Consider the following 19,805-nt stretch of genomic DNA (forward strand, 5'->3'; position numbering starts at 1 on the left):
GACCGGGGCGTGCGCCGTTCCCGGAGTCTGCCGGGCACGGCAGGAGCCTGCGCGCCCACGGCCGGTTCTCACAGCGGTCCCACAGCTGGCTGCCCGGCTGGTCCACCGGCCGTCCACGAACTTCCATGCGCATCCCTGATACTGCGGCGGTGAAGCTCCGTGCCGCCGCTGCCTTCTCCCTGGTCGCCTGCCTGGGGCTCGGCGCGTGCGCGTCCGCGCCGTCCGCGCCGTCCGCGCCGTCCGCGCCGTCCGCGTCGTCCGCGCCGGCGACCGGCTCCCCGTCGACCGACCGGCCGGCCGGAGCGGACGCGGACCCCACCGCGGTCTTCCTGGGGGACTCCTACACCGTCGGCCTGGGGGGCGCGGGGTACGTCGAGCGGGCCGCCCGGGCGCTGGGCTGGTCCGCCGTCGCGGAGGCGCAGTCGGGCACCGGGTACGTCAACCCCAGCGGCGCCCCCGGCCAGGAGCCCTACGGCGAGCGGCTGGACGAGGTGGTGGCCCACCGGCCCGATGTGGTCGTCGTGCAGGGCAGCACCAACGACGTGGGCGCCGCTGCCCCCGGCGAGGTGACGGCCGCCGCCACGCGGCTGTACGCGGACCTGGCCGAAGCGCTCCCCGACGCCCGCGTCGTGGTGCTCGGCCCGGTCGACCCGCCACGCATCCCCGGCGACCAGGTCCGGGCGGTCCGGGATGCCGTGGCCGCCGCCGCCGAGCAGGCGGGGCTGCCGTTCGTGGATCCCGTGGCCGAGGAGTGGCTGCAGCCCCCGGGCGGGCTGTTCGCCGAGGACGGCCTCCACCCCAACGACGAGGGCTACGTCGAGATGGCGGAGCGGCTGGCGGCGGCGCTGGAGGAGCTGGTCCCCGCAGGCTGAGCGCGGGCGGCTCGCCGGACGTCCGGTCATCGCCTGACCCGGGGTGCACCTAGGATGCACGTGTTGTGGCTACTGCGTGGGTGGGGCTCCGGTCGCGGATCACCGGCACCTTCGTCCGCTACGTCGCCGTCGGCCTGCTGAGCCTGGGCATCGACGTGGGGACCCTCTGGCTGCTGTACGACGTCGTGGGCGAGCCGCTGTGGCTGGCCACGAGTGCCGGCTTCTGGCTCTCCTTCGCGGCCAACTTCCTGGCGAACAAGTACTTCACCTTTGGCGTCCGCACGGGCGGTGGCGTCCAGCTCCGCCGGTACGTGAGCCTCGTCGTCCTGAACTACCTCGCCAACCTCGGGATCGTCACCGGGCTGGTGGCGCTCTCCGTGCCCGCGGTCGTCGCCAAGGTGGTCGCCGTCGGCCTGCTGTGGGTCGTCAACTTCGTGGCCTACAAGCACTGGGTCTTCCGGGTCCCACCGCCGCTGCCCACCTGAGCGGCGCGGGGTCAGGCGGTGCGCCCCAGCTCGCGGATCCCCTCGACCCGCTGCCCGAGGGTGGCCGTGATCCGCTCGCTCGCCGCCCGGTGCGCCAGCCCGGACACGTCCACGGAGCTGACCAGGACGACGGAGGCGCCGGCCGCCAGCGGCGCGAGCAGCCAGGCGGCCGGACCGGCCTCGGCGGCCACGCGGGCGTCGACGAGCAGACGGTCACCCGCCACGATGCCCAGCCGCGCCGCCAGCTCGGCCGCGGCGTCGACGAGCCCGCCGAGGGTGAGCTCCAGACCGCCGAGCGTCATGCCCGGGGCGTCCGGCCGGGGTGGTGACCAGGGGGTGAAGACGTCGCCGTGCACCCGGACCTCGAGGGCGAAGTCGCGGGCCGCACCCGCGTAGCCGGTCATCCCCATGCCCAGCGGGTGCAGCGACAGCCCCAGCAGCTCGTCGACGCCCTGCTCCTCGAGCGGGGCGAGGCGGTCCTGGGCGGCGAGGACCACGTCGGCGTCGTCCAGCCGGTCGTCGTCCTCCGCGGCGGTGTCCAGCACCGTGGCGCCGCAGCTCCACACCGCGAGGAGGACCGCGGCGGTCTGCCAGTGCACCGGCAGGGCCACGGCCACCGTGCTGCCCGGGCCGACGTCGAACTCCTCCTGCAGGAGGTTCGCCGTCTTGGCGACCCAGTTGGCCAGCGTGGTCGTCGACAGCTCCACCCGCTCGCCGGTGGCGTCGTCGTAGTAGGTGAGCAGCGGAGTGGCGGGGGACCGGCGGAGCGCCTGCGCGAGCAGGTCGGCCGGCGTGGCGGGGGCGTTCATCAGTTGATGCAGGTGGTGTCGGCGGCGGTGCGGGCGTCCACACCCTGCACCTCCTCGACGGGGGGCGGCGGGGTCACCGCCCGCCCGACGCCGTTGAAGTCGCTGCCGAGCACCAGCTGGACCGTGCCGCTGTCGGCGTCGTCGCTCTGCTCGGTGACCGCCCCCGGGACGGCGGCGACCACGGTGGCGGCGAGCGCCTCGTCACCGGCGGCGTAGCGGATCTCCGTCCGGTCGTGGTCCATGGACGAGGCGTTCCCCGTCGAGCCGACGGGGAACCCTGCCGCGGTGAGCGCCGAGGCCGCCTTCGCGGCGAGACCGGAGGTGCCCGAGCCGTTGTAGACGTCGACCGGAACCGCCGAGGGGGCGACCGTCTGCGGCGCCTCGCTGGTCGCCGGGGCTTCCTCCTCGGGTTCGGCCGAGAGGTCGGCGAACCAGGCCTCGAGCGCGTCCTCGTCCTCGAGCCGGACGATCGACCTGCCCTGCTCCTCGTCCGTCCCGACGTTCGGGACGGTCTGGAACTCGATGCTCCCGGCGGTCACCGACTGCATCTGCTCGGCGAGCTGCAGCAGGTTCAGCGACTGGTCGACGGTCAGCGACTCCGCGGCCGCCTGCACCAGCTCCCGCTGCTTGCCGAGGTCGAGCAGGACGTCCTCGGAGAGCATCTTGCGCAGCACGCCGGCGATGAAGACCTGCTGGCGGACGATGCGGTCGAAGTCGCCGCGGCCCTGGGGGCCGAAGTTGTGCCGCTGGCGGACGAACTTCAGCGCATCCGCGCCGCTGATGGTCTGCACCCCGGCCGGGAAGTAGGCCCCGGACCACTCGCGGTCGTCCACCGGGTTGCAGAGGTTGACCTCGACCCCGCCGACGACGCTGGCCAGCTCGAAGAAGCCGAGCAGGTCCACCTCGGCGTAGTGGTCGATGCGCAGCCCGCTCAGCTTGGAGATCGTCTGCACCAGCAGCTGGGAGCCCTGCGCCGACTTCTCCTCCTCCGAGGCGCCGGAGGGGGCGTTCATCCGGCCGTAGGCGTAGGCGGCGTTGAGCTTGTCCTCGCCGTACCCGGGGATCTCCACCCACGAGTCGCGCGGGAACGAGACGAACGAGGCCTTCGACCCGTCGGCGGGCACGTGCACCAGGATCATCGTGTCGGTGTTGGTCCCCGAGTCGGTCCCGGCCTTGAACTCGGCCAGCTGCTGCTCGGTGAGGGCGCTGCGGCTGTCGTTGCCGACCAGCAGGAGGTTCATCGCCTCGCCGGCGCCGTTGGTGCCGTCGTTGCCCGCGGTCGGGATCGCGTCGGTGCGGTTCACCGTGGCCGCGGCCACCCGGCCGAGGTACCAGCCCCAGCCGGAGCCGGCGAGGAGGACGGCGGCGAGCAGTCCGGCGACGAGGCGGACGGTCGTCGCGACCCCGCGCATGCGGGGCGGGCGGGCCGCCGCTCCGTTCCGGGAGCGGGCGGGACGCCCGGCGCGCGGGTCGAGCCGCGGCGGGAGCGGGCGGCCGGCAGGGCCGCTGTGCTCGGTGCGGTCTCGGCTCACGGGGACATCCTCACTAGGGATCGACTCCACCGGCGGGAGGGTGCGGGGGGCGGTGGCCGCGCGGCGGCTGCACCGGGCCGACGGCGGAGGCCGTCGGCGCCAGCGATCGTAGCCAGGGCGCCCGCGCCCGCTGGGGGTTCGACACGGGACGGTCCAGTCCCGTCCGGGGCCGCGCGTCCACCCTGGTGACACCGGTGGCCATCCGTCCCATCCGTCACACGCGGCCGGCGCGCGGTGCCGCCACGGGCCCGGGCGGGGGCGCTGGGGCGGGTGCGGCGGGAGTGGCGGGACGGACCAGTTCGTGGCCGGGTGCTCCGCCGGGTCGGCTCAAGGAGAGCGGCTCCCGAGCCGATGCTGGCTGTGGACAGATGCGCCCTTCGAGGGGTGCAGCACCACCGCCCCACCGGAGGACCAGTTCGTGCGCCGATTCCTAGCGGGAACCACCGTCTTCGCCGCCCTCACAGGTGTCCTCCTCGTCCTTCCGGTCTACGGCGAGGACCCGCCCGAGCCCGTCGCCGTGACCACCTCGGCCGACGAGGTGTTCCTCGGCTCGCTGACGGCGCCGGCGGCGGACGCGGTGGTGCAGGAGGGGACGACCGCCCCCGTGGCCGGCGTTCCCGACACGGCCCCGACGCTGTCGATCACCCGGACCGATGTGGCCGGCTTCTCGCTCGTGGGCGTCACCTGGGCCCACGACCCCGCGGTCGTCGACGTCCTGGTCCAGGTGCGGGTGCAGGACTCCGGTGGCTCCTGGGGCTCGTGGACCGAGGTGGGCACGGAGGACGTGGCGCGGGATCCCGCCGGGGCCGTGGCCGACGCGGACCGACGCGGCGGCACCTCCCCGCTGTGGACCGGTCCCAGCACCGGCGTCGAGGTGGAGCTGGTGACCCGTTCGGGAGCCGCGCCCACCGACGTCCGGCTGGACCTGGTGGACCCGGGCCGCAGTGCGGCGGACACCTCGCTCCAGGCGCCCGAGATCCGCGACACCGCCGACGCCGCGATGGCGATGCCCGACGTCTTCTCCCGCGCCCAGTGGGGAGCCGACCCCGGCATCCGGTCCTGGGCTCCCGAGTACGCCGCCACGGTGAAGGCCGCGACGCTGCACCACACCGCCGACACCAACAACTACAGCGCCGACCAGGTCCCGGCGATGATGCGCTCGATCTACCGGTACCACGCGGTGAGCCTGGGCTGGGGCGACATCGGCTACAACGTGATCGTCGACAAGTTCGGCCGGTTGTGGGAGGGCCGCGACGGCGGTCTGGCCAGCACCGTGATCGGCGCCCACGCCGGCGGGTTCAACACGTCGACCTTCGGCGTCTCGATGCTCGGGAACTACGACACGGCCGCCACGCCGCAGGTGATGGTCGACGCGGTCGGCGCGATCATCGCGTGGAAGTTCTCGCTGTTCGGCGTGGACCCGCACGGCACCGCCACGCTGACCTCGGGGGGGACGAACCTCTACCCGGCAGGCCGGCGGGTGACGCTGCCGACGGTGTTCGGCCACCGGGACACGAAGAGCACCGCCTGCCCGGGCCGGTACGGCTACGCCCGGCTGGGTGAGATCCGTGATCGGGCGGCCGCGTTGATCCGCAACGCCGTCACGCCGCAGATCACCGCGCACTACGACGCCGACCCCGCGCTGCGCGCCCTCCTCGGCGCCAAGGCGGGCCCGGAGCAGTCCGCCGCGGGGGTGAACTGGCAGCCGTACCAGGGCGGGGCCCTGTTCTACTCGCCGGCGACCGGCGTGAAGCTGGTCCGCGGCGGGGTCCTCGACCGGTACCTGCGCGCCGGGGGCCCGGCCTCGCTGGGCGCGCCGACCCGGGAGGAGGCGGCGCTGCCGGACGGCCGCGGGGTCGTCGCCGAGTTCCAGCGCGGCGGCATCTACTGGACGGCGACGACGGACGCCCACGTCGTGCGGGGGGCGATCCGCAGCCATTGGCTGTCGCTGGGCGGCCCGTCCGGCACGCTCGGCTACCCGGTCGAGGACGAGCGCGCGGCCGACGGGCAGGGTGCGTTCTCGGTGTTCGAGCGGGGCACCGTGATGTGGTCGCCCGGGACCGGGCCGGTCGTGACCGCCGGAGGTATCCGGGCGGTCTACGAGGCGTCCGGACGCGAGACCGGCCCGCTGGGCTACCCGACCGCCGTCGAGGCCGACATCCCCGGTGGCCAGGGGCGCATGCAGCAGTTCCAGCGGGGCGCCGTCTACTGGTCGCCGGTGCACTACGGCGCCCTCGTGTACGGCGGCATCGGGACGACCTGGCGCGCCGAGGGCGGGCCGACCGGTCAGCTGGGGCTGCCGGCCGGCGACGAGCGGGACACCGCCGGCGGCGCCGGCCGGGTGCAGCAGTTCGAGAAGGGCGCGATCTACTGGTCGCCGGCCGGCGGGGCGCACGCGCTGCGGGGCGCCGTGCTCGCCGCGTGGACCGTCAGCGGTGCGGAGGCCGGGCCCACCGGGTTCCCGACCAGCGGCGAGGGCCCGTCCGGTGACGGGCGTGGCCAGGTGCAGCGCTTCCAGAGCGGCTCGATCTACTGGACGGCCGCCACGGGGGCGCACGTCGTGCGCGGCGCGGTGGGCGCCGCATGGCTGGCCTCCGGCGGCCCGGGCGGTCCGCTGGGGTACCCGCTCGCCGGCGAGCGGGACACGCCGGCCGCCGGTGGGCGCACCCAGGCGTTCCAGCAGGGCGCCGTCTACTGGTCGATGGCGACCGGTGCGCGGACCGTCCGAGGCGAGATCGCGGCCGCGTACGAGACCGCGGGAGGCCCCGGTGGGGCCCTCGGTCTGCCGCTGGCCGAGGCGGTGGCGACCGCCGACGGCGCCGGCCGGACGCAGTCCTTCCAGGGCGGGTCCATCGTCTGGTCGGCGACCACGGGGGCCCAGGTCGTCCGCGGCGCCGTCGGCGCCGTCTGGCAGGCGTCGGGCGGGGTCACCGGCCCGCTGGGGATGCCGCGGGCGGGGGAGACCGACGTCCCCGGGCGCCCGGGCGCCCGGATGCAGGAGTTCCAGGCCGGCACCGTGTACTGGGCCGCCGCGACGGGGGCCCGGATCGTGCGCGGGGACATCGCGGCCAGCTACGACGCGGCGGGCGGCGCCGCCGGCCTGCTCGGTCTCCCGGTGACGGAGGCGGTCGCGACCGCCGACGGCGCCGGGCGGGTGCAGACGTTCCAGAGCGGCTCGGTCTACTGGTCGGCCGCCACCGGCGCGCACGTCGTCCGGGGTGCCGTGGGCGCCACCTGGCTGGCGGCGGGCGGCCCGTCCGGCCGGCTGGGTTATCCGACGAGCGACGAGGAGCCCACGGCCACCGGCACGGTGCAGCGCTTCCAGGGCGGCTCGATCAGCTGGACGGTCGCCACCGCGACGGCTGCGGTGCGGCCGGCATGACCGCCCGGCGCAGGAGCTGGGCGGGCACGCTGCTCGCGGTGACGGTGGTCGCGTCCCTCCCGGGCTGCACGTCCTCCGGGGGCACGTCCTCCGGGGGCACGGCGACCGGGGGCACGACGTCCGGGGGCGCGGGGTCCGGGGGCGCGACGCCGCCCACCGTGATCCAGGACCAGCCCGTCGGTGGCCCGGAGAAGCTGCCGGCCCCGCCCGCCGCACCGACCACGACACCGGCCGACCCGACGCCGGTCGACGTCGTCCTCACCTACGGCGGCCTCGTGCCCGGCACCGGCGACGTCGAGGTGGGCGGGTTCGCCGCCGTGGTGGAGCAGGACGGGCGGTGCACCCTCACCCTCCGCCGGCCGGGCCACGACGACGTGCGGGTGGAGAGCGCTGCCCTCCCGGACGTCCGCACCACCGCCTGCGGACAGCTCGCCGTCCCCGCCGACCGGCTGGCGTCCGGGGCGTGGCAGGCGCAGCTGACGTACACCTCGGGCCGCAGCACCGGGGAATCGGAACCGATGACCGTGGAGGTCCCGTGACGTCGCGCCGTTCTTGCAACCGGCTGGCCCGTCTCGGCGTCGCGCTGGTCGCCGCCGCGCTGACCGCCGGGCTCGTCGCGCTCGGGCCCAGCGCCCCGGCGGAAGCCGCCGATCTCGGCCAGTTCCAGCCCGGGGACATCATCAGCGACGCCCTCTTCTTCGACGGCCGGGCGATGGAGGAGGCCGACGTCCAGAGCTTCCTGGACCAGAAGGGGGCCAACTGCCGCACCGGCTCCGACGGCACACCGTGCCTGAAGGCGTACCGGCAGGACACCCAGGACAAGCCCGGTGACGACCGGTGCGCCGCCTACGCCGGTGCCCCCGGGGAGTCCGCCGCCCGGATCATCACCAAGGTGGGTCAGGCGTGCGGCATCAGCCAGCGCGTGCTGCTGGTCGTGCTGCAGAAGGAGCAGTCCCTGGTCACCAACACCGGGGCGACCCTCTACGCCCGGCGCTACCGGGAGGCGATGGGCTTCGCCTGCCCGGACACCGCTCCCTGCAACCCCGCGTACAACGGCTTCCACAACCAGGTCTACAGCGCGGCCCGCCAGTTCAAGAACTACGCGGCCAACCCGGGCGGCTACGGCTACCGGGCGGGGATGGTCAACCAGATCCGGTTCCACCCGGACTCGGCCTGCGGCAGCACCCCGGTGTTCCTCTACAACCAGGCGACGGCGGGGCTGTACAACTACACCCCCTACCAGCCGAACGAGGCCGCGCTCCGGGCCGGGTACGGCTCCGGCGACAGCTGCTCCGCCTACGGCAACCGGAACTTCTTCCACTACTTCACCGACTGGTTCGGCTCCACGCACGAGCCCGGCGCGGCCGCGATCTCCGCCGCCTACTACCGGACGGGTTCCACCGTGCTCGGTGCGCCCGCGGGCGCGCCCCGCTGCGGGCTGAGCGGTGGCGGGTGCGTGCAGTCGTTCGCCCACGGGGCCATCTACTGGACGCCGGCCACGGGGGCGCACCCCGTCCGCGGGGCCGTCCTGGACGCCTGGGCCGCGCGCCGCTGGGAAGCCGGCGTCCTCGGGTACCCGATCAGCGACGAGATGCCGGCCGCCCGGGGCGACGGGCGGGTGCAGCTGTTCCAGGGCGGCGCGATCCTGTGGACGCCGTCGACCGGCGCCCAGCCGGTGCGCGGGGCGGTACGGGCGGCCTGGGGGAGCCAGGGTGCCGAGAGCGGGGTGCTCGGCTACCCCACCAGCGACGAGCTGTCCGCGGCCGACGGGATCGGCGCGGTGCAGCTCTTCCAGGGTGGCGCGATCTTCTACTCGCCCTCGACCGGTGCGCACCCGGTCCGTGGCGCCGTGCGGGCCGCGTGGGCCGGGTACGGCGCGGAGACCGGCGTGCTCGGCTACCCGACCGGCGCCGAGGTGCCCACCGCCGACGGCGTCGGAGCGGCGCAGGTGTTCCAGGGCGGCGTGATGCTCTACTCGCCGGCGACCGGCGCGCATCCCGTCCGCGGCGCGGTCCGTGCCGAGTGGGGGCGCGCGGGCGCCGAGGACGGCGAGCTGGGGTACCCGACCGGCCCCGAGGTGGCCGGGCCGGGCGGGCAGGGGACCGTGCAGCCCTTCCAGCGGGGCACCGTCCACTGGTCGGTGCCCACCGGAGCCCACGCGGTCACCGGAACGCTGGGCGACGCATGGGAGCTCCGGGGCGGGGCCTCCGGGTCGCTGGGCCTGCCGGTCACCAGCGCGCGCCGGACCGCCGGGAACGCCCTCGAGCAGCACTTCCAGGGTGGCGCGCTCTTCGCGCTGCCCGCGGCGGAGACCGTCCTGGTCCGGGGCGCCGTCCTCACGGAGTACCAGCGCCTGCAGGCCGAGGCCGGTCCGCTGGGGCTGCCGATCGGTGAGGAGACGACCGAGCCCTCGGGTCAGGTGCAGCGCTTCCGGGGCGGCATCATCCACTGGACACCGGCCTCGGGGGCGGTCGCGGTGCGCGGCGGCATCGGTGGTGCGTGGACGGCATCCGGCGGGCTCACCGGAGTGCTCGGCGCACCTCGCTCCGCTGAGGAGGACGCGGCAGCCGGACGGGTCCAGCACTTCGCCCGGGGATCGGTCTACTGGTCGGCCGGGACGGGGGCGTACGCGGTGCGGGACGTCCTCGCGGCCGCCTACGAGACCGCCGGCGGACCGGCCGGGCTGATGGGCTTCCCGGTGGGCGACGAGAAGACGTCCGGCGCGGCACGGGTCCAGCCGTTCAGCTCCGGATCGGTGTACTGGACGGCGGGCGGTGGCGCCCACGCCGTCCGCGGGGCCATCGGCACGACGTGGCTGGCCCAGGGCGGGCTCACGGGGACGCTCGGGGCGCCGGTCACCGGGGAGACCGCCGCGGGCGCCGGCCGCGTCCAGCGGTTCCAGAGCGGCTCGGTCTACTGGTCGGCCGCCGCAGGGGCGCACGTGGTCTCCGGGCCGATCGGCACGGCGTACGAGGCATCCGGGGCTGCGGCCGGGGTGCTGAAGCTCCCGACCGGGCCGGAGCGGGCGGCGGGTTCTGCCCGGGTCCAGCCGTTCCAGGGTGGCTCGATCTACTGGACGTCGGCCGGCGGCGCGCACCCGGTGCGGGGGGCCATCGGCACCGCGTGGTCGGCGAGCGGCGGCCTGACCGGCCCGCTCGGCGCACCGATCGGGAACGAGGAGGCGGCCGGCTCCGGGGTGCGGCAGGCGTTCACCGGCGGAACGATCTACTGGTCCGCCGGCACCGGCGCCCGCGTCGTGCAGGGTGCCGTCGCGATCGCCTACGACCGCGCGGGGGGAGCCGCGGGACCGCTGGGCCTGCCGGTCGGCGACGAGAAGCCGTCCGGAGCCGCCCGCGTCCAGCAGTTCACGAGCGGATCGATCTACTGGACGTCGGCCGGCGGCGCGCACCCGGTGCGGGGCGCCATCGGCACCGCGTGGTCGGCGGGCGGCGGCCTGACCGGCCCGCTCGGCGCGCCGATCGGGGACGAGGTGGCCGCGGGCGCCGGGAGCGCGCAGGCGTTCCAGAACGGGGTCCTGCACTGGTCGGCCACGTCGTGGGTGCACCGGATGGCGCCGGTCGTCTTCGAGGCCTACCAGGCCGCGGGGGCCTCCTCCGGGCGCCTCGGCGTCCCGGTCAGCGACTCCTACGTCCGGGACGGGGTGCTGCGGACGGACTTCGCCTCCGGCGCGATCCTCGTCCGGAACGGTACGGCCGAGATCGTGCTGAGCTGATCCGGGGCACCGCCGCCGGCGGACGACGGATCGTCAGCCGGCGGCGGTGTCGTCGTCCTGCTCGGGCAGCTCGCAGGCCGGCACGGGGTCGGACGGCGCGTCGGCGAGGTCGATCTCGTAGACCTGCACCCCGGGGCCGCGGTGCACCAGGTCCAGCGACGGCGACGCCTCGACGCCCTCGAGGCCGGCGACCCGCGTGTACTCGGGCCGGATGAAACCGGACCCGAGGAACACGTAGCGGATGTCGAGCTCCTCGATCGCCGCGCGCACGTCCGGATCGGCGTCGAGGCAGTTGAAGTGCCCGAGCAGGAGCCGCTGGGTCGGGCCCATGCGCGGGACCATGCGCGGCTCGACGATGTGCCCGAACAGCGGCCGCATGCCGGTGACCGCGCGGAGGTAGGCCGACCCGTCGTTGGCGTCGTTCATGACGGTGCCGCCGCTGGAGTTGTCCGCCAGCCACTCCATGGCCTCGATCTCTGCCTGGTCGAGCATCCGGTCGTCCTGGTGGTTGCGGGCGATCCGCTCGCTGTTGCGCGGCGCGTACAGGCCGTTCGACGCCACGATCACCCCCAGCAGGCCGACGAGTGCCAGCGCGAGGACCGACCAGCGGGCGGGCACCCGGTCGGCGCGCGCGCCGGCCCACCGGCGCAGGACCCCCTCCACCGCCACGGCGAGGGTGCGCAGCCCGTGGGCGGCCAGCGGGGCGAAGCCCAGGACGGCGAGCGCGGCGAACCGCCAGCGGTCGTTCCACCACGGCCGGGTCAGGCTGGCGACCAGCTCCGAGTCCGAGGACGCGGCCATGACGAACAGCAGGAACCCGATCCCGGCACCGCCCAGCCACGGCCACATGTAGCGGGCCCGGAAGGCGGTGAACAGCCCGACGACCAGCAGCGCGGCCAGCCAGTACTGGGGCGCCTGGGCCTGGTGGTTGAGCAGGAGGAGGTCGCCGACGGCCTGCCCCGTGCCCTCCACGGCCGGCCAGTCGACGTCCGCGCCCTCGGTCCCGGTGAAGATGGCGCCGATGACCGCGGGCGCCGCGATGACCAGTGCGGCGACGCCGGCCGACGCCAGGAGCACGAAGTCCCGCGGCAGCAGCCGGATGCGCTGCCACCACCGGGCCACCAGGTGGACGAGGAGGAACAGGGCGGCCGAGAGGGCGCTGCTGGGGTGCAGGCCGAGGAGTCCCGCGGCGCCGAGCGCGAAGAGCAGGACGACGGCGGGCCGGCGGACCGAGAGGGTCACGACCAGCAGCAGGATGAAGGCCGGGATCACGGCGACGCCGGCGGCGTACGGCAGCAGGGGTCCCCGCCACAGCACGTCGTAGGGGAAGCTGGAGAACCCGGCGAGCAGCAGCGGGGTGACGGCGGTGACCGTCAGCGGTGCGCGCAGCCGGTGCAGCAGCCCGGCCAGCCCCAGCCCGGTGATCAGGCAGACGATCATCGCCTGGCTGTTGAGCACCTCGAAGGTCGTGGCCCCGGTGAGGTCCTGCACCACGGCGCCGAGCGCGTGGAAGGTGTTCGGGTAGTAGAAGGTCGTCGATTCCCAGTCGTTGATGCGGGCCATCGCCTCGGGGGCGATGTCACCCGAGTCGGCGATGAGCCGCACCGCGCTGGCGTGGAAGACGTAGTCCCAGTCCTGGTTGGGGGCGCCGAGGCGGCCGAACCCGGACAGGAGCACGCCGGCGGACAGCAGGCCGCCGCCCAGCACACCGCCCACCACGGCCAGGTCGCGCAGGTCCGGACGCCGGAAGCGCTCGACCGCCACCCGGTCGCGCCACGGCAGGCCGCGTCCGGCCAGGAGCCGGATGCCCAGGACGAGCAGCGCGGCGAGGACGGTGACGACCACGAGGGTCAGCGGGTTCCACGAGAACGACAGGTAGGACGCGGCGGTGGCCGTGGCCGTCGTGACGCCGTACGTGATCACGGGGGAGACGGCGACGGCGGTGCCGAGGCGCATACCGGCCAGCAGGGCGAGGGCCGTTCCCGGGAGTACGAGGACCAGCACGCTGACCACTGGGACGAGGACGTCAGGCAGGCTCACAGGACGCGTCCAGACTGTTGCGAGGAGAAAGACCGGCGCAACGGTACGTCAGCGCACGCCTACGCACGGACGCTCGCCCGGGGTCCGGGAACCCGTGGACCTCACTCGCACCGTGCACCCCATCGGTACGGGACCAGGGGTGACCGCCGGGTAGCGTGGACGGACGTGGCCATCGCACAACCCGCTGGGCGGACCCTTTCCGCGGCCGTCGCCGACCTGCGTCGCGGCTGGGAGCAGCGGTCGCTCTGGGGGCATCTCGGCTGGCAGGACATCCGCCAGCGGTACCGCCGGTCGGTGCTCGGCCCCATCTGGATCACCATCAGCATGGCCGTCACCGCCGTCGCCCTCGGGATCCTCTACTCGGCGCTGTTCGGCAACGACATCGCGGTCCAGCTGCCGTACATCCTGGTCGGGTTCATCGTCTGGGCATTCATCAGCGGCTGCATCGGCGAGGGCGCCGAGGTCTTCATCGCCAACGAGGGGCTGATCAAGCACCTGCCCGCCCCGTTGTCCGTGCACGTCTACCGGTTGGTGTGGCGGCAGGCCCTGTTCTTCGCGCACAACCTCATCGTCTACGCGGTCATGCTGGTGATCTTCCCGCAGCCGCTCACCTGGATGTCGCTGGCCGCCATCCCGGCCTTCGCGCTGCTGGTGCTCAACGGGTCGTGGGTGGCGATGTGCGTCGGGGTCATCTCGACGCGGTTCCGCGACATCATGCCGATCACCCAGAGCATCGTGCAGCTGATGTTCTTCCTGACGCCGATCGTGTGGATCTACGACGACCTGGTGAACAGCCCGGATCCGGCGATCGCCGAGCGGGCCCGCCTGGCGGAGTTCAACCCCTTCCTGCACTTCATCGAGATCATCCGGCGGCCGCTGCTCGGCCAGGACCAGTCGATCCGGCACTGGCTGGTCGTCCTGGCCATCACGGTGGTCGGCTGGGCGCTGACGATGATGGTCTTGCGTCGATACCGGTCCCGAGTCTCGTATTGGGTGTGAGCGTGTCCGACAGCACCGTTCCGGTGGGCATCATGACCAAGGATGCCTGCGTCGACTTCCCGATCTTCGACGCCAAGACCCGGTCCCTGAAGAAGACCGTCATGGGCCTGGTCGGCGGGAACATCGCCACCGAGCAGCGCAGGGTGCCCGTGATCGAGGCGCTGAAGGACATCACCCTCAACCTCGAGCACGGCGCGCGCGTCGGCCTGGTCGGCCACAACGGCGCCGGCAAGTCGACGCTGCTGCGGCTGCTCTCCGGCATCTACGAGCCGACCCGAGGAGTGGCCGAGATCCGCGGTCGCGTGGCCCCCGTGTTCGACCTCGGCGTCGGCATGGACCCGGAGATCTCCGGGCTGGAGAACATCATGATCCGGGGCCTGTTCCTGGGCATGTCGCGCAAGCAGATGGAGGCCCGGGTCGACGACATCGCGGACTTCACCGAGCTGGGCGACTTCCTGCGCATGCCGCTGCGCACCTACTCCACGGGGATGCGCGTGCGGCTGGCGCTGGGGGTGGTCACCAGCATCGACCCGGAGATCCTGCTGCTCGACGAGGGGATCGGCGCGGTCGACGCCGCGTTCCTGGAGAAGTCCAAGCGCCGGCTGTCCGAGCTCGTCGACCGGGCGGGACTGCTCGTGTTCGCCTCGCACTCCGACGAGTTCCTGCGCGAGCTGTGCGACACCGCGATCTGGATGGAGCACGGCCAGGTGAAGCGGCAGGGCGACCTCGACGAGGTGCTGCAGGCCTACAAGGGCCGGTCGGCATGAGCGGTGCGGCGGCCACGGCGGACACGGCGGCCGGGCCGGACCAGGAACGGGTCGTCGCGGTCGTCGTGACCCGTCACCGCCGGGACCTGCTGGCCGCCAGCCTCGCGGCCATCGCCACGCAGTCGCGCCCCGTCGACCACCTGATCGTGGTCGACAACGGCCCGGAGCAGCCGGTCGAGGACGTCGTCCGGAACTGCGGTCTCCCGGCGACCTACCTGCCCAGCGAACGCAACCTCGGCGGCGCCGGCGGCTTCGCGCTGGGCATGCTGCAGGCGCTGGCCGACGGTGCCGACTGGGTGTGGTGCGCCGACGACGACGGCCGTCCCGCCGACGACGACGTGCTCGCCACGCTGCTGGCCAGCGCGCGACGGCACGGTCTGGCCGAGGTGTCGCCGCTGGTCACCGACATAGCCGATCCCGACCGGCTGGCGTTCCCGCTCCGCCGCGGGCTCCGGTGGCGCCGCCGGCGCAGCGACTTCGCCGGCATCGACCTCCTGCCGGGCTACGCCTCGTTGTTCAACGGGGCGCTGTTCCGCGCCGAGGCGCTGGACGTCGTCGGGGTGCCCGACTACCGGTTGTTCTTCCGGGGCGACGAGACGGAGATCCACCGCCGGATGCTGCGCGCCGGGCTGCCCTTCGGCACCTGCACCGCCGCTGCCTACCTGCACCCGGAGGGGACGACCGAGTTCCTGCCCATCCTCGGCGGGCGGCTGTCGGCCCAGTACCCGGCCGACGACGTGAAGCGCTTCTTCACCTACCGCAACCGCGGCTACCTCATGGCCCAGCCGGGCATGCGGTGGCTGCGGCCGCTGGAGACCGTCCGCTTCGGCTGGTTCTTCCTGGTGTCCCGCCGCGACCGGGGCGGATGGCGCGAATGGCGCCGCCTCACCCGGGCCGGGCGGCGGGAGGAGCTCACGCGCCCGGCGTGAGCTCCTCCCGGTTCACTCCCCGGTGCGCCCGGTGAAGGCGCGGGCCCAGCTGTCCTGCGAGGTCAGCTGGGTCAGGTGGTCGCGGTACTCCTTGGACAGGCGCGGGAACTCGCGGTAGAGCCGCCCGTGGACCTTGATGGAATGCCGCAGCATCCGCCAGAAGGTGTCCGGCTCCCGGCGGCGGAAGGTCACGCCACGGCCGTCGGCGGTGCCGACGGTCGCGCTGTCCAGCCGGGACAGGAGGAACCAGCGGGCGTCCTGCGCGGAGATGTTCATCTGCGGGCGCTCGGCGGCCCCCGGCTTCGGCCGGCGCAGGTTGTGCACCAGCGCCGCGGCGAGCGTGCGACCGATCGTGACCGGGGTCGTCGGCGGCTTCATGAACCGCTCGGCCTTGGTCGCGCTCATCGACGGCAGCGGCAGGTCCGAAGAGGAGCCGATGACCTGGCCGTCGGGGTAGTCGCCCTGGTGCTCGAGCGCGGTGGGCAGCGCCGTCGGCAGCAGCGGGAACAGCCGCTCCGGGCCGGCGAGGAAGTCCTCGTAGGCCCGGTGGTGCAGCGCCGCGGTCGCGTACTGCAGCATGATCAGGAACTTCAGGTCGAACTTGAAGGTGTCCCGCAGCAGCGAGCCGCCCCGCCGGTACTGGCTGTGCAGCGCCGCGGCGACCAGCCGGTTGCGGGTGTGGAAGTAGGCCTGCCACCCGGCGGTGTCGTCCTTGTCGCTCCAGGACAGGTGCCACACCGCCGCGCCCGGGAGGGTCGCGGTCGGGAAGCCGTTCTCGCCGGCGCGGATGCCGTACTCGGCGTCGTCCCACTTGATGAAGACCGGCAGGGCGAAGCCCAGCTGCTCCATCGCCTCGCGGGGCACCAGGCACATCCACCAGCCGGTGTAGTCGACGTCGATCCGCCGGTGCAGCTGCGCGGTCTTGCGCAGGCTCTTCTTGGCGAAGTCGTGCGCGTACTCGGTGTTCGGCGCGGCCCGCCAGAAGAACCGCTCCGGTGCGACGACCTCACCCATGGTGTGCAGCACCGAGCGGTCCTGCAGGGCCAGCATCTGGCCGCCGACCAGCATCGGCTGCTTGGTGAAGCGGGCGAAGGCGAACAGCCGGGCGATGCTGTCGGGCTCGAGCTGGACGTCGTCGTCGAGCAGGATGTGGTGCGTCGCGTCGGTGGAGTTCACCGCCTCGTACATGGTGCGGGAGAAGCCCCCGCTGCCGCCGAGGTTGGGCTGCTCGACCAGCAGGAGGCGGTCGCCCAGCGCGCCGGCGGCCTCGCCGAACCCGTCGGCGTCGCGGACCTTCTTGGTGCCCTGGTCGGCGATGATGACCCGGGAGATCAGCGCGTCCACGACCGGGTCGCCGGCCAGCGCGGTCAGCGCGGAGACGCAGTCGGCCGGGCGGTTGAACGTGCAGATGCCGATCGACAGCCGCGTCTCGCGGGTCGGCTCCTGCGCGGCGGACCAGTCGGCCTCGTGCACGGTGAGCGGGGCGTCGTCGGCGGTGGCGTCGAACCAGTACCAGCCGCCGTCCTCGAACGGGGTCAGGTCCAGCTCGAACTCGAGGGTGCGCTCGTCGCCGGAGGTCGTGGTCCCGGTGACGTGGATGATGCTGCCGTCGGCCTTGGACCGGTACACGTCGATCCGCCCGGGGCCGGAGACGCGCATCCGCAGGATGACGGTGTCGAGCACCGTCCACCGCCGCCAGTAGCTGGCCGGGAAGGCGTTGAAGTAGGTGGCGAAGGAGACCTCGCTGCCCGGCGCCACGGTCGCGTCGGCGCGGGTGGCGGACTTGACGCGCTTGTTCCCCTGCTCGTCGACGTAGAGGCTGCGGACCTTCAGCGGGTCACCGGGGCGCGGCAGGATCACGCGCTGGAGGAGGGTGACCGCCTTGCCTGCGGCCAGGTCTGCGGCGGTCGGCTCGCTGACCCGCTCCGGGGAGACCGTCTGGGCTGTCGTCGTCATGTGGTGTCGGTCCTCGTTGCTCAGTCGTCGAGACGGCCGTCGAGCGAGCCGCCCTCGTCGAAGAAGGGGCGGATGCGGTTGTCGAACATGCTCAGGGCCGATCCGATCGCCATGTGCATGTCGAGGTACTTGTACGTACCGAGCCGGCCGCCGAAGAGGACCCGCTTCTCCTCGGCCTCCTTCTTGGCCAGCTCGCGGTAGTGCTCGAGCTTGGCGCGGTCCTCGGCGGTGTTGATCGGGTAGTACGGCTCGTCGCCGGTCCGGGCGAACCGCGAGTACTCGCGGACGACGACCGTCTTGTCGGCCGGGTAGTCCCGCTCGGGGTGGAAGTGCCGGAACTCGTGGATCCGGGTGTAGGGCACGTCCTCGTCGGCGTAGTTCATGACCGAGGTGCCCTGGAAGTCGCCGATCGGGAGGACCTCGGTCTCGAAGTCCAGCGTGCGCCAGCCCAGCTCGCCGGCCTCGTAGTCGAAGTACTTGTCGATCGGGCCGGTGAAGACCGTCGGGACGTCGGTGGGCAGGTCGTCGCGCACGTCGAAGTAGTCGGTCGACAGCCGCACCTCGATGTTCGGGTGGTCGGCCATGCGCTGCAGCCAGGCGGTGTACCCGTCCTTCGGCAGACCCTCGTAGGTGTCGTTGAAGTACCGGTTGTCGAAGGTGTAGCGCACCGGGAGGCGGGCGATGACGGCCGCGGGCAGCTCGGTGGGGTCGGTCTGCCACTGCTTCTTCGTGTAGCCGCGGATGAACGCCTCGTACAGCGGGCGGCCGATCAGCGAGATGGCCTTCTCCTCGAGGTTCGCGGCCTCGGCGGTGTCGAACTCGCCGGCCTGCTCCGCGACCAGCGCGCGGGCCTCGTCGGGGGAGAAGCTCTTGCCGAAGTACTGGCAGATGGTCGACAGGTTCATCGGCAGGGAGTAGGTCTGGCCCTGGTAGATGCTGAAGACCCGGTGCTGGTACTTCGTGAACTCGGTGAACTGGTTGACGTACTGCCACACCCGCTCGTTGGACGTGTGGAACAGGTGGGCGCCGTAGACGTGCACCTCGATCCCGGTCTCCGGCTCCGGCGCGGAGTACGCGTTGCCGCCGATGTGGTCCCGGCGGTCGATGACCAGCACGCGCTTGCCGAGTTGGGTGGCGACGCGCTCGGCCACCGTCAGTCCGAAGAATCCGGAGCCGACGACCACGAGATCAGGTGCTGTGTCAGTCACGGGCGTCGACGGTACCTGCCACCAGCGGGCGGCACGACCACGCCGCAGGTGTCACGGGGACGGGGGGACCCGTTCCGTCACACCGGTCCCACCGGTCACCGCACCGGTCGTTCCGCGGGGCCGGGTCGCACTGCCTAGGGTTCGGGCGTGGCCACTCCGACCGACTCCCGACCGCTGCGCGTCGTCGCCGTCACCTATTCACCCGGTGCGGCCCTCGCGGGCTTCGTCGACTCGCTGGCGCAGGCCACCACCCGGCCGGTGGAGGTCGTCCTCGCCGACAACGGCTCGACCGACGGCGTCCCGGAGCGCGCCGCCGACCGGCACCCGCACGTCCGGGTGCTCCGCACCGGCGGGAACATCGGGTACGGCGCAGCCGCCAACGCCGGCCTGGCCGATCTGCGGACCGGGCGGGCCCTGATCGCCAACCCCGACCTCCGTTTCATGCCCGGGTCGATCGACGAGCTGCTCGCCGCCGCCGACCGGTGGCCCCGCGCCGCCACGCTGGGCCCGGCGATCATGACGCCGGACGGCGAGCTGTACCCCTCGGCCCGCGACCTGCCCCGGCTGTCGACCGGCGCGGGGCACGCGCTGCTCGGCTGGGCCTGGCCCGGCAACCCGTGGACCGCGCGCTACCGGCGGGAGCGCGAGCTGCCCAGGGAGCGTCCCGCCGGCTGGCTGAGCGGCTCCTGCCTGCTGGTCGACCTGGAGGCCTACTGGTCGGTCGGGGGCTTCGATCCCGGCTACTTCATGTACTTCGAGGACGTCGACCTGGCCGAGCGGCTGACCCGCCACGGCTGGCTGCACGTGTACGTCCCCACGGCCGTGGTCGAGCACGAGGGCGGACACGCCACCCGGCGGGAACCGCACCGCATGCAGCGGGTGCACCACACCAGCGCGCTGCGGTACCTCTCCCGGCTGTACCCGCGCTGCCGGCACGCCCCCCTGCGGGGCGCGTTCCGGGCCGGTCTCGGCGGGCGGATGCTGCTCTCCTACGTCAGCGGGCGGGTGGCCGCCGGAGCGCGGTTCCAGCGGCGGGCCAGGGACCTCGCCGTGGTGCCCGAAGCCCGCGGCGCCGAGCGGCAGGAGAGCTGAC

At 73.7% G+C, this 19,805-nt stretch carries 14 protein-coding genes; 9 read left to right on the top strand and 5 right to left on the bottom strand.

Features of this window, described 5'->3' with window-relative positions; genetic code table 11:
* Nucleotides 1–149: 149 nt before the first annotated feature.
* Nucleotides 150–872 carry an SGNH/GDSL hydrolase family protein gene (locus tag ACI790_RS14375; RefSeq protein WP_456570459.1) on the top strand — a complete coding sequence of 241 codons (723 nt, stop codon included), beginning with the start codon at nucleotides 150–152 and terminating at the stop codon, nucleotides 870–872.
* A 65-nt stretch (nucleotides 873–937) separates the two neighbouring features.
* The gene (locus ACI790_RS14380) at nucleotides 938–1,357 is read left to right on the top strand and encodes a GtrA family protein (protein WP_456570460.1); all 420 of its coding nucleotides are present in this window, start codon (nucleotides 938–940) and stop codon (nucleotides 1,355–1,357) included.
* Nucleotides 1,358–1,368: 11 nt separating this feature from the next.
* Here the strand turns inward: ACI790_RS14380 and ACI790_RS14385 are convergent, their stop codons facing one another.
* Nucleotides 1,369–2,166: a TIGR03089 family protein gene (locus tag ACI790_RS14385; RefSeq protein WP_456570461.1), complete on the bottom strand. Its 798-nt coding sequence runs from the start codon at nucleotides 2,164–2,166 to the stop codon at nucleotides 1,369–1,371.
* Entirely contained in the window at nucleotides 2,166–3,698 is a 1,533-nt protein-coding gene (locus ACI790_RS14390; RefSeq protein ID WP_456570462.1) for an LCP family protein, read from the bottom strand. The genes ACI790_RS14385 and ACI790_RS14390 overlap by 1 nt, the downstream gene beginning before the upstream one ends.
* A gap of 418 nt (nucleotides 3,699–4,116) precedes the next feature.
* Between ACI790_RS14390 and ACI790_RS14395 the strand changes: the two genes are divergently transcribed.
* The 3 genes from ACI790_RS14395 to ACI790_RS14405 are packed head-to-tail and all read left to right on the top strand — an operon-like array spanning nucleotide 4,117 to nucleotide 10,813.
* A complete protein-coding gene (locus ACI790_RS14395; protein ID WP_456570463.1) occupies nucleotides 4,117–7,080 on the top strand; it encodes an N-acetylmuramoyl-L-alanine amidase in 2,964 nt (987 codons plus the stop codon).
* Nucleotides 7,077–7,619, top strand: a complete 543-nt coding sequence (locus ACI790_RS14400) for a hypothetical protein (RefSeq protein ID WP_456570464.1) — start codon at nucleotides 7,077–7,079, stop codon at nucleotides 7,617–7,619. The genes ACI790_RS14395 and ACI790_RS14400 overlap by 4 nt, the downstream gene beginning before the upstream one ends.
* Entirely contained in the window at nucleotides 7,616–10,813 is a 3,198-nt protein-coding gene (locus ACI790_RS14405) for an LGFP repeat-containing protein (protein WP_456570465.1), read from the top strand. The genes ACI790_RS14400 and ACI790_RS14405 overlap by 4 nt, the downstream gene beginning before the upstream one ends.
* 33 nt (nucleotides 10,814–10,846) lie before the next feature.
* Here the strand turns inward: ACI790_RS14405 and ACI790_RS14410 are convergent, their stop codons facing one another.
* The gene (locus tag ACI790_RS14410) at nucleotides 10,847–12,853 is read right to left on the bottom strand and encodes a DUF6541 family protein (RefSeq protein ID WP_456570466.1); all 2,007 of its coding nucleotides are present in this window, start codon (nucleotides 12,851–12,853) and stop codon (nucleotides 10,847–10,849) included.
* Nucleotides 12,854–13,018: 165 nt separating this feature from the next.
* On the opposite strand from ACI790_RS14410, the gene wzm reads away from it, so the two are divergent.
* Genes wzm through glfT1 form a run of 3 tightly spaced genes read left to right on the top strand, consistent with a single transcriptional unit; the run spans nucleotide 13,019 to nucleotide 15,548 of the window.
* Nucleotides 13,019–13,852, top strand: coding sequence for a galactan export ABC transporter permease subunit Wzm/RfbD (gene wzm / locus ACI790_RS14415; RefSeq protein ID WP_456570467.1), 834 nt, complete (start codon nucleotides 13,019–13,021; stop codon nucleotides 13,850–13,852).
* A gap of 2 nt (nucleotides 13,853–13,854) precedes the next feature.
* Nucleotides 13,855–14,619 carry a galactan export ABC transporter ATP-binding subunit Wzt/RfbE gene (gene wzt / locus ACI790_RS14420; protein ID WP_456570468.1) on the top strand — a complete coding sequence of 255 codons (765 nt, stop codon included), beginning with the start codon at nucleotides 13,855–13,857 and terminating at the stop codon, nucleotides 14,617–14,619.
* Nucleotides 14,616–15,548: a galactofuranosyltransferase GlfT1 gene (gene glfT1 / locus ACI790_RS14425; RefSeq protein WP_456570469.1), complete on the top strand. Its 933-nt coding sequence runs from the start codon at nucleotides 14,616–14,618 to the stop codon at nucleotides 15,546–15,548. The genes wzt and glfT1 overlap by 4 nt, the downstream gene beginning before the upstream one ends.
* Before the next feature lie 12 nt (nucleotides 15,549–15,560).
* Here glfT1 and ACI790_RS14430 read toward each other — a convergent pair whose 3' ends face one another.
* The gene (locus ACI790_RS14430) at nucleotides 15,561–17,504 is read right to left on the bottom strand and encodes a glycosyltransferase (protein WP_456570470.1); all 1,944 of its coding nucleotides are present in this window, start codon (nucleotides 17,502–17,504) and stop codon (nucleotides 15,561–15,563) included.
* A 20-nt stretch (nucleotides 17,505–17,524) separates the two neighbouring features.
* Nucleotides 17,525–18,712 (bottom strand): UDP-galactopyranose mutase, encoded by a 1,188-nt coding sequence (gene glf / locus ACI790_RS14435; protein ID WP_456570471.1) that lies wholly within the window; start codon nucleotides 18,710–18,712, stop codon nucleotides 17,525–17,527.
* Nucleotides 18,713–18,859: 147 nt separating this feature from the next.
* Here glf and ACI790_RS14440 point away from each other — a divergent pair, with 147 nt between their 5' ends.
* Nucleotides 18,860–19,804 (top strand): glycosyltransferase family 2 protein, encoded by a 945-nt coding sequence (locus tag ACI790_RS14440; protein ID WP_456570472.1) that lies wholly within the window; start codon nucleotides 18,860–18,862, stop codon nucleotides 19,802–19,804.
* Nucleotide 19,805: the final 1 nt, after the last annotated feature.

It is taken from the genome of Blastococcus sp. SYSU DS0539 (assembly GCF_054050855.1).

Excerpts from the sequence above, each read along its gene's own strand:
- ACI790_RS14385 (WP_456570461.1), bottom strand. The coding sequence starts at position 2,166 with ATGAACGCCCCCGCCACGCCGGCCGACCTGCTCGCGCAGGCGCTCCGC.
- ACI790_RS14400 (WP_456570464.1), top strand. The coding sequence starts at position 7,077 with ATGACCGCCCGGCGCAGGAGCTGGGCGGGCACGCTGCTCGCGGTGACG.
- glfT1 (WP_456570469.1), top strand. The coding sequence starts at position 14,616 with ATGAGCGGTGCGGCGGCCACGGCGGACACGGCGGCCGGGCCGGACCAG.
- ACI790_RS14430 (WP_456570470.1), bottom strand. The coding sequence starts at position 17,504 with ATGACGACGACAGCCCAGACGGTCTCCCCGGAGCGGGTCAGCGAGCCG.